This window comes from Ruminococcus sp. YRD2003, from assembly GCA_900109435.1.
Classification (GTDB): Bacteria; Bacillota; Clostridia; order Oscillospirales; family Ruminococcaceae; genus Ruminococcus; species Ruminococcus flavefaciens_G.
In genome coordinates this window covers 13096-29920 of record FNZT01000022.1, presented here as the reverse complement: position 1 = coordinate 29920, position 16825 = coordinate 13096, and the positions used below count along the sequence as shown (strand labels likewise).

General features: G+C 49.4%; 12 protein-coding genes. 4 read left to right on the top strand and 8 right to left on the bottom strand.

The window, feature by feature from the left end; translation table 11 throughout:
- The 3 genes from tnpA to BMX22_RS14800 form a co-directional block, all read right to left on the bottom strand.
- A partial coding sequence (gene tnpA, locus BMX22_RS14810; RefSeq protein WP_143055544.1) for an IS200/IS605 family transposase occupies nt 1–264 on the bottom strand: 264 nt, incomplete at its 3' end.
- Nucleotides 265–443: 179 nt separating this feature from the next.
- Entirely contained in the window at nt 444–2282 is a 1839-nt protein-coding gene (gene glmS, locus BMX22_RS14805; RefSeq protein WP_074743331.1) for a glutamine--fructose-6-phosphate transaminase (isomerizing), read from the bottom strand.
- 98 nt (nt 2283–2380) lie between these two features.
- Entirely contained in the window at nt 2381–3889 is a 1509-nt protein-coding gene (locus BMX22_RS14800) for a polysaccharide biosynthesis protein (RefSeq protein WP_074743329.1), read from the bottom strand.
- Nucleotides 3890–4362: 473 nt separating this feature from the next.
- Here BMX22_RS14800 and BMX22_RS14795 point away from each other — a divergent pair, with 473 nt between their 5' ends.
- A complete protein-coding gene (locus BMX22_RS14795; protein WP_081349247.1) occupies nt 4363–4845 on the top strand; it encodes a VanZ family protein in 483 nt (160 codons plus the stop codon).
- A 31-nt stretch (nt 4846–4876) separates the two neighbouring features.
- On the opposite strand, the gene BMX22_RS14790 is transcribed toward BMX22_RS14795, so the two are convergent.
- Nucleotides 4877–6355: a glycoside hydrolase family 43 protein gene (locus BMX22_RS14790; RefSeq protein WP_074743327.1), complete on the bottom strand. Its 1479-nt coding sequence runs from the start codon at nt 6353–6355 to the stop codon at nt 4877–4879.
- A gap of 215 nt (nt 6356–6570) precedes the next feature.
- On the opposite strand from BMX22_RS14790, the gene ald reads away from it, so the two are divergent.
- Nucleotides 6571–7683 carry an alanine dehydrogenase gene (gene ald, locus BMX22_RS14785; RefSeq protein WP_074743325.1) on the top strand — a complete coding sequence of 371 codons (1113 nt, stop codon included), beginning with the start codon at nt 6571–6573 and terminating at the stop codon, nt 7681–7683.
- Nucleotides 7684–7746: 63 nt separating this feature from the next.
- On the opposite strand, the gene BMX22_RS14780 is transcribed toward ald, so the two are convergent.
- The 3 genes from BMX22_RS14780 to BMX22_RS14770 form a co-directional block, all read right to left on the bottom strand.
- Complete coding sequence (locus BMX22_RS14780) at nt 7747–8859, bottom strand: flavodoxin (RefSeq protein WP_074743323.1); 1113 nt, start codon at nt 8857–8859, stop codon at nt 7747–7749.
- A 266-nt stretch (nt 8860–9125) separates the two neighbouring features.
- Entirely contained in the window at nt 9126–10733 is a 1608-nt protein-coding gene (locus BMX22_RS14775) for a hypothetical protein (protein ID WP_074743321.1), read from the bottom strand.
- Between the two features lie 224 nt (nt 10734–10957).
- Entirely contained in the window at nt 10958–12172 is a 1215-nt protein-coding gene (locus tag BMX22_RS14770; protein ID WP_074743319.1) for a UTP--glucose-1-phosphate uridylyltransferase, read from the bottom strand.
- A 395-nt stretch (nt 12173–12567) separates the two neighbouring features.
- On the opposite strand from BMX22_RS14770, the gene BMX22_RS14760 reads away from it, so the two are divergent.
- Both BMX22_RS14760 and BMX22_RS14755 read left to right on the top strand, forming a co-directional pair.
- Nucleotides 12568–15213 (top strand): CotH kinase family protein, encoded by a 2646-nt coding sequence (locus BMX22_RS14760; protein WP_143055552.1) that lies wholly within the window; start codon nt 12568–12570, stop codon nt 15211–15213.
- Nucleotides 15214–15229: 16 nt separating this feature from the next.
- Nucleotides 15230–15880 (top strand): phage head-tail adapter protein, encoded by a 651-nt coding sequence (locus tag BMX22_RS14755; protein WP_074743315.1) that lies wholly within the window; start codon nt 15230–15232, stop codon nt 15878–15880.
- A gap of 339 nt (nt 15881–16219) precedes the next feature.
- On the opposite strand, the gene BMX22_RS16615 is transcribed toward BMX22_RS14755, so the two are convergent.
- The coding region (locus BMX22_RS16615; RefSeq protein WP_318259781.1) for a dockerin type I domain-containing protein at nt 16220–16825 on the bottom strand (606 nt) is incomplete at its 5' end.

The window sequence follows — 16825 nt, the reverse complement described above, 5'->3', positions numbered from 1 at the left end:
CATTATGCTGCTTTTTCCCTTCAAGTATCCCATAAATGATGATACAGCATGCTTCGGTGGAATCTCCACCAGTATATGAATATGATCCGGACATGCTTCTGCCTCAAGCAGATTTACTCCGTACCAGTTGCAGAGTTGCCTCAGCATCTGTCCTATCTCACACCTCTTTTCCCCGTAGAATACTTTCCTTCGATATTTCGGGGCAAACACTATATGATACTTGCAATTCCACTTTGAATGTGATAAACTATGTATGTCATTCACTTTGTGATGACCTCCTTTTGATTATTCTTTTGCAGTTGGTAGCCGCAAATATATTGTAATCAAAAGGAGTTTTTCTTTCAAGTCTTATAGCTATAAGCTCTTTTGAACCCCCGGCCTAGCCGGGGGTTTTCATAATACAAAAAAAACGGGCTCCCAGTGGAAGCCCGATATTCTTATGATTATTCAACCGTAACGCTCTTGGCAAGGTTTCTCGGCTTGTCAACGTCAAAGCCCTTGCCGATGGATACGTAGTAGCTGATGAGCTGGAGCGGTACTACTGACAGGCTGCCTGCGAAGAGAGGCTCTATCTGCGGGATATAGCACACGAACTCCGCTGTATCCTCGAGGAAGTAGTTGCCCGCTGTTGTAACAGCCATTACCTTAGCTCCGCGGCTCTTGACCTCCACCATGTTGCTGATAGTCTTTTCGATGAGCTTGGTCTGAGTAACGACGGAGAGCACAATAGTACCGTCCTCGATAAGGCTGATAGGACCGTGCTTGAGCTCGCCTGCCGCGTAAGCCTCGGAGTGGATGTAGCTTATCTCCTTGAGCTTGAGGCTGCCCTCAAGACCGATAGCGTAGTCAATACCACGACCGATGAAAAATGCATCAGTGATGTTGATGAGCTTGTTGGAGTACCACTGGAGGCGCTCCTTGTTCTCAAGAATCTTCTCTATCTTTTCAGGAATTGTGTTTATCTCAGCGAGGAGCTCGTTGTAGTGCTCATCGGTTATCTCTTCCCTTGCCTTAGCGAACTGAAGCGCGAGCAGATAACCTGCTACGAGCTGACAGCTGTAAGCCTTGGTAGTAGCAACGGATATCTCAGGACCTGCAAGCGTGTAGAACACGTTGTCAGCCTCACGAGCGATAGACGAACCTACAACATTAACGATACCTAATGTCTTTACGCCGTTGTCCTTAGCCATTCTGAGAGCTGCAAGAGTGTCAGCGGTCTCACCTGACTGGGAAATAACGATAACAAGGCTGTTCTTGCGGAGCGACATATCACGGTAACGGAACTCGGAAGCGAGCTCTACGCGAACCTGCAATGATGTCAGTGACTCGATGACGTACTGGAGATCCATACCTACGTGATAAGCCGAACCACAGGCAACAATGTATATCTGGTCGATGCTCTTCATCTCGTCATCCGTGAGATTTACGGAATCAAAGTGCACCTTGCCGTCAGTAACAACTGAATTAATTGTATCGCGGATAACCTTGGGCTGCTCGTGTATCTCCTTGAGCATGAAGTGCTCGTAACCGCCCTTTTCAGCGGATTCAGCGTCCCACTTTATCTCTGTGAGAGGCTTCTCGATAACCTCGCTGTCGATGTTGTAGAAGGTAACATTGCCCTTTTCGAGCTTGGCAATTTCCATGTTGCCGATATAGTAAACATTGCGTGTGTATTTGAGAATAGCAGGAACATCAGAAGCTACGTAGGATTCGCCGTCAGCGATACCGATTATCATGGGGCTGTCCTTACGTGCACAGTATATCTCGCCGGGGAAGTCCTTGAACATAACGCAGAGAGCGTATGAGCCGCGGATACGTACCATTGCGCGTGCAATAGCCTCGATTGGGTCCTGAGAATACTTCTTGTAGTAGTAGTCAACGAGCTTTACAGCTACCTCTGTATCGGTCTGCGACTTGAACTCGTAGCCCTTCTTGATGAGCTTCTCGCGCTGTTCCTGGTAGTTCTCGATGATACCGTTGTGAACGCCGATAACGTTGCCGTCATCGGAACTGTGGGGATGAGCGTTCACAGCTGAGGGTTCACCATGTGTAGCCCAGCGTGTATGACCGATACCACAGGTGCCCTTGACAGCCTTGCCCTGATTGGTCATATCAGCAAGCACCTTCAGCTTGCCTTTCTCCTTGATAACCTCGGCAGGCTTCTCGCCGTCACGTACAGCGATACCAGCAGAGTCATATCCTCTGTATTCGAGCTTAGACAGTCCATCCAGAAGGATGGGCGCTGCCTGCTTCGTTCCTGTAAATCCTACAATTCCGCACATAGTTTTTTCTCCTTATTGAAAAACGGTATTATTACATTTCAAACCTCCTGCCGTATAAGACGATACATCCTATCCGGCAGGAGGTCTTTATAATCTCTTTATGCTTTCTGAAGAACAGACTTGTTGAATTCCTCAGGTGTGATGAATGTCGGCACTATCTTGTGAAGAGCCCTTATTGCGGTCTCTTCATCGTTTTCGAGAGCAGCATCGCGAAGCGATCTCAATTCGGTAATGAATTTGTCCTCGTCGATCTCAATCTGCTTGCCGATATATATGAGCTTGTTGGAGGTCTTTTTAAGTCCCTCCTCCATCATCAGGAGCTCTTCCTTTATCTTCTCGCCCGGACGAAGTCCTGTGAAGCGTATCGGAACATCTACATACGGCTCCTTTCCGTACATACGGATAAGGTTCTCAGCAAGAGTAACTATCTTGACAGGTTTACCCATATCAAGGACGAATATCTCGCCGCCGTGAGCCATTGCAGCTGCCTCCATAACAAGGCTTACCGCCTCCGGTATGGTCATAAAGTAGCGAATGATATCAGGGTGAGTTACAGTTACGGGCTTGCCCTGCTCTATCTGTTTCTTGAATATCGGGATAACGGAGCCATTTGAACCGAGGACATTCCCGAATCTTGTAGCAACGAACTCAGTGCAGCAGTTGCCCTTCTGCTGAGCAAGATACTGAACTATCATTTCGCAGCAGCGCTTGGAGGCTCCCATGGCGTTTGTCGGATTTACAGCCTTATCGGTCGATATCATGACGAACTTCTTAACCTTGTAGAACTGTGCAAGTGTCGCAACATTGAATGTTCCGACAACATTGTTCTTTATGGCTTCCATAGGAGAATCTTCCATCAGCGGAACGTGCTTGTGTGCAGCTGCGTGGAAAACAACATCGGGCTTATAACGCTCGAATATCTGGTTCATTCGGTAATAATCACGAACAGAAGCAATAAGTGTCACAAGGTTGAGCTCATCTCCGTACTCCATAATGAGCTCCTGCTGTATTTCGTATGCATTGTTCTCGTAAATGTCAACAACGATGACCTGCTTAGGTTCGTATTTAGCGATCTGGCGTACAAGCTCGGAACCGATGGAACCGCCTCCGCCTGTTACCATGCATATCTTGTTATGTACAAAATCCTTGATGTTCTTGTTGTTGAATGTAACAGGATCGCGTCCGAGGAGCTCCTCAGTCTTGATATCACGCACCTGTCTGAGAAGGCTGGATTCTCCACCAAGAATAAGTGTTCCGATAAAAGGAATTATCTTCAGCGGTAGCTTCGTTTCGTTGCAAAGATCGATAATAAGTTTTCTGTTTTCTTCCTGAAGAGAAGGGATAGCAAGTATTATCTGTTCTATCCTGTACTGCTTTGCTATGTTGGGAATATCCGATGATGTTCCAACCACCTTGATGCCCATGATATCCGTATCGAGCTTTTCGGGATCATTATCAACAATACAAACGGGCTCGTACTGTGCAGCAAGCTTATCTCCTGTATAAGGAGACTGCTGGGCGTTGATTATCTCGCTTATAAGCATCTGTCCCGCATTACCTGCGCCAATGATCATGGTTCTTTTTGCATGACTAATGTTCTTGTTCATACACTCCACCTCAACTTGAAACGTCTGATCGTATTCACCTGCTGCTAATCGGAACGATCACATTATTGCTCCCAACCACCTCTCACGCAGCGGTTTAATATTAACTTTTTTGAACAAAATATAGTTGCAATTTAATAGTATCGTGAAGCTCACAATACACCAAGATTAATTATAGTATATTCGCTTCGCATTTGTCAAGTATAAACGAATACTCGCTTCCGTTTTTGTGAATGTACACAAAAATCAAAAAAACGACTATTAGTTATTAATCTAAGTGTGTATTAATATTATATATGCAAAATGTATATTTGTCAACCATTTTCGACATCGCAGCCGCTGAACAATAATGGAAATAACACTTTTCAAATCACTCAGGATACCGCCGTATGCTGATTTCCTTCCGATGCGACTTGCACTTTTATCCAAAATGTGGTATAATGGTGTAAACTGCTAAAACAAGGAGGCTGAGTAATATGTCAAAGCCCACAAGTAAACCATCGAAGCTCAACGCTTCCGAACTGCTGATAAAGATTATGACAGCATTAGCAATGCTGCTTTACATCTACTGCGTGCTGCACATTACACTGTTAGACCGAAACGTAGGTACACACCGTCATGTACTCAGACCGCTGTGGGAAGTGCGAACGATGCTTCAGAGCGGCAACTACACCTACTGGTCAGGACAGATAGGCGGCAATATCATAATGCTGTTCCCGCTTGGATTCCTGCTCCCGATACTGTCTGGAAAATTCAAGAATATCATGCTCACCACAGTAGCAGGATTTGCATTTTCCGTTCTTATTGAATTCACGCAGTATTACACAGGCAGAGGTCTCTTTGAATCGGACGATATCATGCATAACACTATTGGCGCCTTCGCGGGCTGCTTGTTCTATCTAATCGTTGACAGGCTGATGAGCAAGGATCCGGACACTTACGAGTATAATACAGAATAAGAGCCAAGGTCATACGACCTTGGCTCTTTTCTTATCTGTACTCTGTACGGAAGTCTGCAAACAGCGCTGTACAGCCATTCTTCTGTGCAAACAGACCGATGAAGACTCCTGTGAAGCCTCCCGCCACCTCCGAGGAGAGATACCTTGTCTGTGCGGAGCCGCACTGTATCACGCGGTCGCCGTCGATGACGCGGAACGTGTAGCTGAGGTTGTCGAGCTCCACGCTCAGCCGCACTCTGCAAGAGCTCACAGGTACGGCGAACTGCTCGTGCTTCACATCGCCGATATTCAGCTTCAGGATAGCCTCACAGCCGTCAGCGGAGCTCCTCAGCATGAGGTCATAGTGGTGGTTTTCGTCCATAAACATGGTCAGCCCTGCTTCGCCGCAGTCGACAGTCACCTCCACCTCAGCAGTGCCGCGGAAATCCATCTGACGGATACCGATGAATGTCGGAGAGGCTACATCGTCGAGTGTGTGCTCTCCCGCGCGAAGAACGAAGCACTCCGACGAGAGCTCATATTTCGAGGTATCGGGGTGACGAAGATAACACCATTCCACGTCCGGCGAGGTATTGGCGAAGGTGTAAACGTTCCTGATATTCTGCGGGATATCAGAGTTTATCTCGTATTCCTGCTCGGTCGTGCCGTTGTTTCCGCAGGTGAACCAACCGTCCTCCCCGAACCGAACGGGAGTCATGCAGACCTCCCTGCCGAGGTGGTGATACGGCATCCACATATCGGTCTGACGGAAGCCGAGATGCACCATGAACCACTCCCCTGTCGGGCTCTGTACGAGATCGCCGTGCCCCACTCCTTGTATCGTGTATCCGCCGAGATCACGGTTTGTGAGCACGGGATTGCGAGGGTAATTCTCAAACGGTCCCCACAGCGAATCTCCCCTGCCGTAAACTATCATATGCCCGTATTCGGTGCCGCCCTCTGCCGCCATTATATAATACGAGCCGCCAATCTTATACAGGTGCGGAGATTCGAGATATCTTCCGCCTGCTCCGTTCCATACCGCACGGCTCAGAGTAAGCTTTTCGCCCGTATTTATGTCTATCTCGCACTGTATTATGGCAGGCTTTCCGTTATCGTCGACTCCGTTGCTCATGAAGTAAGCGTGTCCGTCCTCGAAATAGAGCGACGGGTCGATTCCGCCCTGCTCAACGTATATCGGCTCAGACCACTCGCCGCGGATATCGGTCGTGGTTATGTAGAAATTCTTCCCGACAGACGTGTTCGTCGTCACCATATAGAACACACCGTCACAGTATCGGATAGTCGCGGCGTACACTCCCGCGGAGCTCCCCGCTCCCTCGAGCATGACCTGACTCTTCCTCGTCAGACAATGACCTATCTGCGTCCAGTTTATGAGGTCGGAGCTCTCAAACAGCGGAACTCCTGGGAAAAACTGGAACGAACTGCAAACCATATAATACCTGCCGTCAGCGCGGCAAACGCTCGGATCAGGATAAAATCCCCTCACCACAGGATTTCTGTATCTCATAATGACCTCCGTTATCTCGCGACATCTCCGAGTTTTCGTTTTGCCATATTATAACACGGAAGTCCCGTAATTGCAAGAGAACTCTGCAAAAATGCTGAAGCTCAAACGCTGTTGTTATCATTTTCTTGACAAAAAATTATGAACGTAGTATAATTTATATATAATTATTGCCATATCTGATAACCGATATGAGCACGCATCAGGAGGACAGACAAATGAAAATTGGCTGCGTAAAAGAAATCAAAAACAATGAATTCCGTGTCGGACTCACTCCCGACAACGTAAAGGCATATGTTGCCGCAGGTCACCACGTTTACATCGAAAAGGGAGCGGGTATCGGCTCGGGCTTTGCTGATACTGAATACGTCGAGGCAGGCGCTTCCGTACTCGATAACGCTCCCGACATCTGGAACATGGTAGATATGATGATAAAGGTAAAGGAGCCGCTAGAGTCCGAGTACAAGCTCTTCCACGACGGTCTTATCCTTTATACATACCTTCACCTCGCCGCTGACAAAGAGCAGATGGATGCTCTCCTTGCAGGCAAGGTAAAGTCGGTAGCGTATGAGACTCTTCAGGAGACAGACCGCTCACTCCCGCTCCTCGCTCCCATGAGCCAGATAGCAGGACGTCTCTCCATTCAGGAAGGTGCCAAGTATCTCGAGAAGAAGTTCGGTGGCGCAGGTATACTCCTCGCAGGCGTACCGGGTACTCCCAAGGCAAACGTTGTTATCCTCGGCGGCGGCACCGTTGGCATGAACGCCTGCAAAATTGCCGTAGGTATGGGCGCTAACGTTACTATCCTCGACGTGAACCTCAAGAGGCTCGAACAGCTCGACAATATGTTCGGAGCTCACATACAGACTCTCTACTCCACTGACAGCAACGTTGAGAGAGCTGTCAAGGACGCTGACCTTGTTATCGGCTCTGTACTTATCCCCGGCGGCTCTACTCCTAAGCTATTCAAGGCTAAGTATCTCCCCGAGATGAAAGACGGCGCGGTATTTGTAGATGTTGCTATCGACCAGGGCGGATGCGGCGAAACCTCGCACGTCACGACTCATGATGACCCCGTATACATCGAGGAAGGCGTTGTTCACTACTGCGTAGGCAATATGCCCGGAGCTGTTCCGCGCACGAGCACTATCGCGCTCACGAACGCTACTCTCAAGTACGGTCTCCAGATTGCCGCAAACGGCCTCGAGGAAGCCTGCCGCAAGAGCGACATTATCTGCACAGGTGTCAACACCTACGACGGCAAACTCACAAATCAGAACGTTGCGCTCGCTCACGGATATGAGTACACAGATATCAAGTCGTTCCTCTGATAATCGAATGACCGAATGATAAAAGCCCGTCAGGTCCAATGCCTGATGGGCTTATTCTTATTTTCAGCGCTGTTCATTCAGCTCGGCGAGCCAGCTTCCGATACGTTCGCGCGAATCGGGGATATCGTCGCAGTAGATGCTCATCACGGGGCGGACGTCCGCGCCGCTCGCCATGGACTTTATATCATCTATGGTACTGCCGTAGCCGCTACTGCCCTGAGTTGCTATGAGATAAAGCTCCTTGCCGCTGAAGTCGCCGCTCTCGAGGAATGTCGCAACGGGCATAGGCACGCTCCCCCACCACAGCGGGTAGACGAGAATAATCGTGTCATGACCGCTGACATCTATCGGCTCTATCTGCGGACGCGCCTTGCTGCGAAGCTCGTTGCCCGCGACTGATACTGTGTCGCCGTAACTCGATGGATACTTCTCCACCGTCAGCGTAATCGCCTTTACATCGCAGTCTATCGCGTCGTCTATCATCTCAGCGATAAGCTGGTCACTGCCCATAAGATGACCGTCAGCAAGCAGGAGCGATGCTCCCGATACAGCGTCGACATCGTCCTCGAAGTCTGTATTTCCCAGCCTTGTGAAGTACACTACGAGCGGCTTTTCGCCCTTCCACTGCACCTTTTCTCCGCTGACTTTCTCGGCGAGGTCGATGTCCACCGCCCTGAAATGGCGGTTGAGATACGGTACGAGCGCAAGCCCGACGGCTATCGAGGCTCCGCAGCCTGCCGCGATAAGGACAGCTGCAAGCTTCTTTTTCTTCGTGCGAATGAAGCCCTGCATACCTCCGTGAAGCACCGCAAGGGCAAGCACTGCTGTCGCGAGATAAACGTGCATATCCACATTCCCGAACAGCCTGAATTTCGGCAGAAGTGTCCTCGAAACACCCATGCTGCTGAGCATCAGCGCAGCCGATGCCGCAAGCAGCAGCAAAGTTGATACGTTAAAAACGGCTCTTGCAGTGCTCTTGCCCTTGAACTCGAGAAGCCCCGCAAGGTACTTTCTCTTGATGATGATGTGCGCGGCAAGGCACACAAAAAAACCAATGCCGAGCACTTCATGCACGATATTCCCCGTGAAAACATACACCATCTGCGTCAGCATAATGGCATACATCAGCACGTCAACGACAATACCTACACTTTTTCCGAGTTTCTTTTTATCCATGACCGCCTCCTGTTATTTGCATATCACGCGCCGTCAGTTAATAGTCTTTTGAACTTAGACTGCAATTTTATCACTGCCGTTTTCTACCTGATATCAAGGCTTCGACAACTATTATTGTCGATGTCGCCACCCTATTTTAGTAACAATTATAACATCACACCGTAACGATGTCAATAGAAAAGCCATAGCACTTCTGATCTTTACACCAGAAACGCTATGGCTTGTTTTCTATATAAGCACGATTTCAACGTGCCATGGAAGTGAGATCACTTCTTCTTTTTGCTGTTCTTGTTGTTACCGTTGGAAGATTCCTTCTTCTCCTCTTCCTTCTCAGCTTCGTCAGCGATAGTCTCCACTGCTTCCTCGGGAGTAACCTCCTCGGTCTTATCATCAGTCTCGTCCTCGGGAGCACCGTTTGCTGTTAAAGGCTTTTTCTTCTTATTGTCAGCAATAAGAGCCTCGATGAACGCTACTGCGAAGAATACCACGAATCCAAGTGCCTCAAGAATAATGAGCGGCTGCTTAGCATTCTCGATAATGTGACTCATTTTATCAGTAGCTGTATTTGTTGCGGGAACAAGCACGCTGTATGCATTCTTGAATGTAACATTACGGTAGTAATCGTCAGACGTTCTGTTTACGAGATCAACAAGATTGTCGATCTTCTTATTGAGAGAAGCAAGCGACTCCTCGACCTTCTCCGTCTTTGCGGTAGAACCTACGGGGTTGTTCTTGAGAGCTTCCTGTCTCTCCTTGCAGTACTCTATCTGCTGCTTTGTACGTGAAAGTGTCGTTGCGATGTCGTTCTTTGCCTGTATCATCTTATCGTACTGCTCGGAAGCAACCGTGGACTGTGTATCAGTGTTGTCGCTGCCATTGCCGAATACGAATATCTGATCTTTCTGGTACTTTTCAATAGAGGTCTCGTACGCTGCAAGCTGCTCCTCATACTGAGCCTTATCGCGGTTGAGAGCCTTTATCCTGTACTCGTAGTATGCAAGAGCCTCGTCCTTGTCCTTTGTGAGGTTATTGACTGTTACATACGATGATACCTTGTCGAGGTCGATACTCTCGACGGTCTTTACTGCTTCATAAAGATCTCCGAACGTGTAGCCTGTTGCAGACGAACGGAAGCGCTTGTTCTCGTCGTTTGAGATATCCTTTACATAATTCTCAAGAGTCTGGAGACTGTTCTTGAATACATCGACGGCCTCGGAATAGTCGTAATCCTCATAGTTGATTGATGTAACAGCATTACCGAGCGACTCATTGTAGCCGTATCTCTCATAGAAATATGTCTGGTACTGCTCAAGAACAGCATTGAAAACCTCAACAGCCTGCTCGTCGGTAAGACCTGTGCTGTTGTAGTCAAAGTAAACTTTGTACTGTGTAGGGAAATATGTGGTATCAAGTATCTTCTCAACAGCATTTACATTGCCGTTTGTATCAATGACCTTATCATAGAGAGTTATCCTGTCAACAGCATCCTTTGGCTTGATACCAACGAACTTGATGCCCTGTCTGACAGGCTCAAGATTAGTGAGGCTCATATCAAGATCGCTGAGTGCAGCTTCGATAACAGCTGGGCTCTTTACGGTGTTAACATCGAAGTTGTCGCCGTTAGGATCAAGACCTTTCTCTACACCGTCAAAAGAGAAGCTGATGAGTGCTACGAGCGAGGGCTTGCTGACATGGGTCGTTACGGTAGCATAACCGAATGCGAAAACTACAAACAGAACTGCTACGACCACCCACACAAGCACATATTTTCTGAGCTTCTTCAGTACGGTGGAAATGGAAACGACTACTTCGTTCTCCTTATCTTCCTGATTTTTTATCGTAATATTAAGGTTACGATCGTCTTTCTTAGCCATTGCTTCCTCCTGATTTCATATCTATTCTTCGTTTTGAGTGCCGACTTGTCATTACCCGACACTTATTTATGATACCACTTTGATGAAAAAAAGTCAATGCTTTGTCAGCTTTTTTTAAATATTCCAATATATAGACAAAGCTACCGATTAATCACAGTTTTTTTTTGAAAAAAGCAACAATAAACGAACAAAAATCCCGAGGATCCTCGGGATTTTCTTGAGCATTATATCTCCACGCCATTGAACTTTAACAGTTCACGTGCTGTATCGACAGAATCTACGCCTGTTTTGTTCTTGACGGGAGCAAACTCCCTGCTTCTGTCGACCTCATATGCGAGGCAGTCATCCTGAAGCTTTACCATATCAAGTGCAAGCGTCTCGAACTTATATGCGTTAGGCTCCTCGGGAGATATCATCTCGCCGTTTGCGTTCATATAGCTTATCTTCTTGAATGCGCGGTGAAGCGGAAGTTTCACGGAAAGTGTTCTGTTGAGCTTGTCCACACGGAAGAGATAGTTCAGTATCACACCGTAGTTATATGACAGCGTACCATCTGGCTCGCGGCGATTTATCATCTCGTCGGTCATTTCGTAATACTCGACTATGGACGGTCTGCCGTCCTCGAGACAGAGCACTCCCACCTTCTCATTAGGGTCAGCCTTGGCAACAACCTTTGCTCCCGATACCTTGCCGGACTCAATGACGGCACCGATGAAGCAAGGGTCTGCTATTCGCTGTAATACGTTGTCTACCGCAAACACGTTCAGCCACTCGATGTGCGCATTTTGCACTATCCTGAGCATACCGGTCTTTGCCATGGATGCGTACCATCCGCCGTTGCCGTTTGGAGCGGTGGAAATAGTTCCTTTGCCCGAGAGCATGAGCTTGCCTTCGGTATCAACTGTCGGAAGCTGCTCCTGCACGAAGAACCATACATTATCGTCGCTGTAGCCGAAATAGTCATGCTTTTCAAAGAATTCACGGGTCTCGCGGTTGTTATCGACACTCGTCATAATAAAGAGCGGTACCCATGCACCCGCCTGTTTTGTGACCTCAAGAAGATTATTGATGAGGCACTCAAAAATATAAAGCTCGCGGTCAATACCTATTCTGTACATACCCTTGGGGTGCTCAAATCCGAGGCGGCTGCCCTGTCCGCCTGCAAGCAGAACAGCACCGACCTTCCCCGCACGTATCGCTTCAAGCCCGGTTTCAGTGAAATGGTCGCGATTCCTGGCGATATCGTCGAGAGTTGTCGCGTACAACGGTTCAAATTTGCCTCGCTCCTCCTCCATAACTCCATCATTGAGGACAGAGAGGTCGAGTGATTCAATATGCGAGACCATTCTGAGCTGGTCGTCATGAGAGAGTGACTTCAGATGTGCCACGATATGCTCCTGATGAAGCATATTAAGCATCTCAGATGTCTTGTGTTTCATATATACCCCTTTTTGGGTGCAAAACCCATAATTAAATAATTTCTGTCGGTAAAGGCAATATACACCATGTTGATTATAACACAAAAATTACAAAAAATCAAGTTGATATGGCTTTTTTCTTAAATCAAGCCTAACCTTCGTTCATATCAATAAAAGTGCGTTCTTGTTTTAGTACAAATTGCACAATACTCAATCCTGTCCGAATGTTGAATGTTCAGCAAATACTACAACTGCCGTCGTCGTCTGTTCAATGAACATACTCAGACCGATACATCGGGAGTCCCGCCTTCTCAAAGTTAAACAATTTCCTTGACAGCCGCCGATTTTTCGGATATAATTTACTTATCATACGCACGGTAAACATCGACATTTCACTTGAAAGAGAGGGGTTCATTGTGAAACCGAGAAAAAGATTTGTCGCAGCGTTACTTGCAAGCGCCATGACAGCCTCAGCACTGCCGTCTGACACGCTCAGTAACGTCTGCGCAGCCGAGCCGACCGTCTGCATAAACGAGGTCTGCTCACAGAACAAGACCTGCATTGCCGACAGCTACGGTGCCTACTCCGACTGGATAGAGCTGTACAACTCAGGCGATAAGGCGGTCGACCTGTCGGGCTGGGGATTGTCCGACGATACAGAACAGCCACTGCTGTTCACATTTCCGAGCGGCACTACATTAGGCGCAGGGAAGCACATTGTAGTGTTCGCCTCCAAGCAGCAGTCAACGGCTGCGGAGTTCCACACGGGCTTTGCGCTCAGCAAGAACGGCGACACTGTCGTGCTGTCAGATGCCGACGGCAAGGTGCTCCAGCAGGTGGAGCTCCCCACGCTCGGAACAGATGTCAGCTACGGACGCACTCCCGACGGAAGCGACACATTGGAGATAATGGCTCCGTCGCCCGCAAAGCCGAATACGGCGGCAGTATCCGCGCCCGCATTCTCCGCACCTTCGGGCTTTTACGGCACTGATTTCGCGCTCACGCTGTCCGCACCAGCAAACACTACTATCTGCTACACCACAGACGGCAGCGACCCGCTCACGTCCCCGACCGCGCAGGACTACACCTCAGCGATAACGGTCAAGGGCAGGACGAACGAGGAGAACATCTACAGCAGCTACGCCGAGGACGACAACTCCGCGACTTCGATATCGCGCGGCACGGGCTACAAGAAGCCGCCATTCAGCGTGGACAAGGCGACCGTCATACGCGCGGCGGCAAAAAACGCTGACGGCACATTCAGCAAGGTCGAAAGCCGAACATACTTCATCACGAGCGGTGCGCTCTCGCAGTACAAGGATATGACGGTAGTATCGCTCGTTACCGACCCCGACAACCTGTTTGACCCCGACAAGGGTATCTACGTCACGGGCAATCAGTATTTGCAGTGGAAGAAGAGCAGCGCTTATGACCCGCGAAAAAGCGCATGGGACACCGACAACAAGTGCAACTTCTTCATGCACGGCAAGGAGTGGGAGCGCGAGGCTTCGATAACTGTGTTCCGTGACGGAGAGAACATTGTCGAGCAGGATATGGGCATACGCATCAAGGGAGCTTCCACACGCAACACCGCGCAGAAGAGCTTCCACCTCTACGCGCGGAGCGACTACGGCGCGTCCAAGATAGAATGCCCGCTCATCCCCGACAACTTCGACCGTCAGGGCAGGCTCATCGACAAATACGATTCTATTTCGCTCAGAGCAGTCGGCGAGGAAGGACGTCTCCGCGACGGCTTCGCGCAGAAGCTTCTCGCTGACCGCGCGGACGTCACCACGCAGGATATGCAGATGTGCGTAGTATTCCTCAACGGCGAATACTGGGGACTTTATGAAATGATAGAGAAGCTCTCGGACTACTTCATCGAGACAAATTACGGCATCGAGAAGAAAGATGTCGCGATGATAAAGAACGGCGAACTTGAAGAGGGACCGCAGGAGGAGTTCGACAACTTCACGGAATTCTGCAACACCTATTCCAAGCTCGACCTGACGACAGATGCGAATTACAAGGCTGTCAGCGACTACATCGACATCGACAGCTTCATCGACCACTATGCCGCAGGTCTCTACCTCGGCACATACGACTGGCCGAACCGCAACTGCGGTGTATGGCGCAACATCGGCGAGCCTATAGAAGGCAACCCGTACAGCGACGGCAAATGGCGTTTCATGTCATTCGACTACGACTTCACCATGGGCAAGACCTACGGAGATTACGGCGGAGTCGAGGGCTACGCATATGACAACTTCCGCCATATGGAGAACATTGACAGAAACGAAAAGCTCGCTCCCACGAACCTGTTTCTCAATCTGCTGAAGAACAGGGATTTCCGCGACAAATTCGCAAACGTATACTGCGACTACGCGAACGAAGTGTTCTCGCCCGAGAAGGCAAACGCACTGATAGACACCTACAGCCGCGACTACACCGAGCCGCTCGCGCAGACGACCGTGCGCTGGTGGGGCTTCTACGGCGGCTCGAAGGAGAGCAATCTCAGCTACAACCGTCAGGAATACAAGAACAAAACTCTGCCGCAGATACAGACTTTCTTCCGCGAGAGAGCGAAGTACACTCTCGAGGATATGCGCGATTTCCTCGGTATCAGGTCACAGATGAACACCATAACGCTCAAGACCACGGGCAGCGGAAAGATACAGATAAACTCCATAACCCCCGATTGCTCGGGCGGCTGGAGCGGTGAATACATAGGGGACTGCCCTGTTACGCTGACTGCTATCCCCGACAGCGGAGCAGAATTCACAGGCTGGAGCGGCGGTATCACGGGTTCGGACAAGACCGTCACCGTGACGCTCAGCGAAGCTATGACGATAACCGCAAACTTCGGTGAGAAAAGCATCGTCCGCGGAGATGTCAACGACGACGGAGTGTTCGGTTCGGCAGACCTCGTGCTCATGCAGAGGTGGCTGCTCGGCACACGCGGCGAAAAGCTCGCTGACTGGGAGGCTGGCGACCTCTGCCGCGACGGAAGAATTGACACCTTCGACCTTGTTGCAATGAGGAAAGAGATACTGAAAAAATAAGGCGGAGGTCATATGCATGAACAAGGAGTGGTCTGAACTCAACAAGACAATGCAGTCTCAGCTGAAAAAACGCGACAGCTACGAGGACGGTAAAGCCACACTTTTCGAGCTCCGCGGCAAACTTGCTGACACGATAAACTCGTTCAGGAATGAGCTCACACGCGAGCAGTTCAGCGCTATCCCGTTCATCAACGCGGACGGCTACCACAGCAAGACCATCGCCTATTCGCTGTGGCACATCTTCCGAATTGAGGACATCGTCGCACACACTCTCATCGCAGGTGACGAGCAGGTGTTTTTCCGCGGCGGCTATCAGAAGCGTATCGGTTCTCCGATAATAACAACAGGCAACGAGCTGGTGAAGCAGCAGATAGCGGACTTCTCCGAGCAGCTCGATATCGGCGAACTGTATGATTACATCTCCGCGGTCAGGTCGGAAACGGAAGATATCCTCCGCAAACTTGCCTTCGATATGCTCAAACAGAAAGTGTCCGAAGAACACCGAGCCGAGCTCATGTCACTGAACGTGGTCAGCCCCGATGAAAGCGCGGCATGGCTGGTCGATTACTGGTGCGGCAAAGATATCCGCGGACTGGTACAGATGCCGTTCTCACGGCACTGGATAATGCATATTGAGGCGTGTATCCGAATACGCAGCAAGCTGTAAATAAAGCAAAATAAGCTTCTCTATTTAGAGTGCTTCCCTTAGCGGAATTTGTGGGCTACCGAGCCGTAAATTTACGGTACATATTCGGTATCCTGCGAAACCGCCAAAGGGGGCTCCCCTTCAGAGAAGCTTATTTTTGTTGTATAGCCAAACCGACTGATAATGCGAAACCGTATAATTCTATCGATCATTTCCACAAAGAGGTCGCCGCGGTATGAATGCTGTAGCATTGGAAAAACTGAATTTCCGTAATGCGTTGGAGGCCGAGAAAAAACGGTTGGAGAACGAATCCTCCAACCGTATTTCCATCAAGTCAAACAGCCATGATAAACAGCTTTATTACGACTTCTTTGAAGCCGCAAATTCTGCAAGTGTCGGGATCGCTTCTTTCGATGTTGAAACAAGCGAGTAGTACGCAAGTATCAACGAAGCGTCCTTGGCATCGGTCTTTCCGTCGGCATTGATGTCGGCAGAAGCTTCCTGAGCCTCGGAGAATCCGTTCTCTACGCCTGTAGACAGCTTTGAATAAGCCACAAGAACAAGTGTAGCATCCTTAGCGTCGATCTTGCCGTCATCGTTTACATCGCCGAGAGCGACTGTCTCGGTCGGTGTGGCGGTAGTAGTCCCCTGCTCCGATGAAGTTGCGGAAGCAGTTGTCTGCGTGGAAACAGATGTCGAAGCCGTTCCGCTGCTGGTTGCTGAAGCAGTAGTGCTTGTTGAAGCAGCAGCAGCCGAAGTGCTCGCCGCAGCCGTAGTCGTAGCCTTAGCAGTCGTGCTTGCAGCCGCCGTAGTCGTAGCCTTAGCAGTCGTGCTCGCTGCCGCCGTAGTTGTAGCCTTTGCAGTAGTGCTTGCCGCAGCCGTAGTCGTAGCCTTAGCAGTAGTGCTTGCCGCAGCTGTAGTCGTAGCCTTTGCAGTAGTGCTTGCAGCCGCCGTAGTTGTAGCCTT

What these genes read in the sequence shown, in the direction of transcription:
- glmS (WP_074743331.1), bottom strand. Translation starts at nt 2,282, where the DNA reads ATGTGCGGAATTGTAGGATTTACAGGAACGAAGCAGGCAGCGCCCATC.
- BMX22_RS14800 (WP_074743329.1), bottom strand. Translation starts at nt 3,889, where the DNA reads ATGAACAAGAACATTAGTCATGCAAAAAGAACCATGATCATTGGCGCA.
- BMX22_RS14795 (WP_081349247.1), top strand. Translation starts at nt 4,363, where the DNA reads ATGTCAAAGCCCACAAGTAAACCATCGAAGCTCAACGCTTCCGAACTG.
- BMX22_RS14790 (WP_074743327.1), bottom strand. Translation starts at nt 6,355, where the DNA reads ATGAGATACAGAAATCCTGTGGTGAGGGGATTTTATCCTGATCCGAGC.
- ald (WP_074743325.1), top strand. Translation starts at nt 6,571, where the DNA reads ATGAAAATTGGCTGCGTAAAAGAAATCAAAAACAATGAATTCCGTGTC.
- BMX22_RS14780 (WP_074743323.1), bottom strand. Translation starts at nt 8,859, where the DNA reads ATGGATAAAAAGAAACTCGGAAAAAGTGTAGGTATTGTCGTTGACGTG.
- BMX22_RS14775 (WP_074743321.1), bottom strand. Translation starts at nt 10,733, where the DNA reads ATGGCTAAGAAAGACGATCGTAACCTTAATATTACGATAAAAAATCAG.
- BMX22_RS14770 (WP_074743319.1), bottom strand. Translation starts at nt 12,172, where the DNA reads ATGAAACACAAGACATCTGAGATGCTTAATATGCTTCATCAGGAGCAT.
- BMX22_RS14755 (WP_074743315.1), top strand. Translation starts at nt 15,230, where the DNA reads ATGAACAAGGAGTGGTCTGAACTCAACAAGACAATGCAGTCTCAGCTG.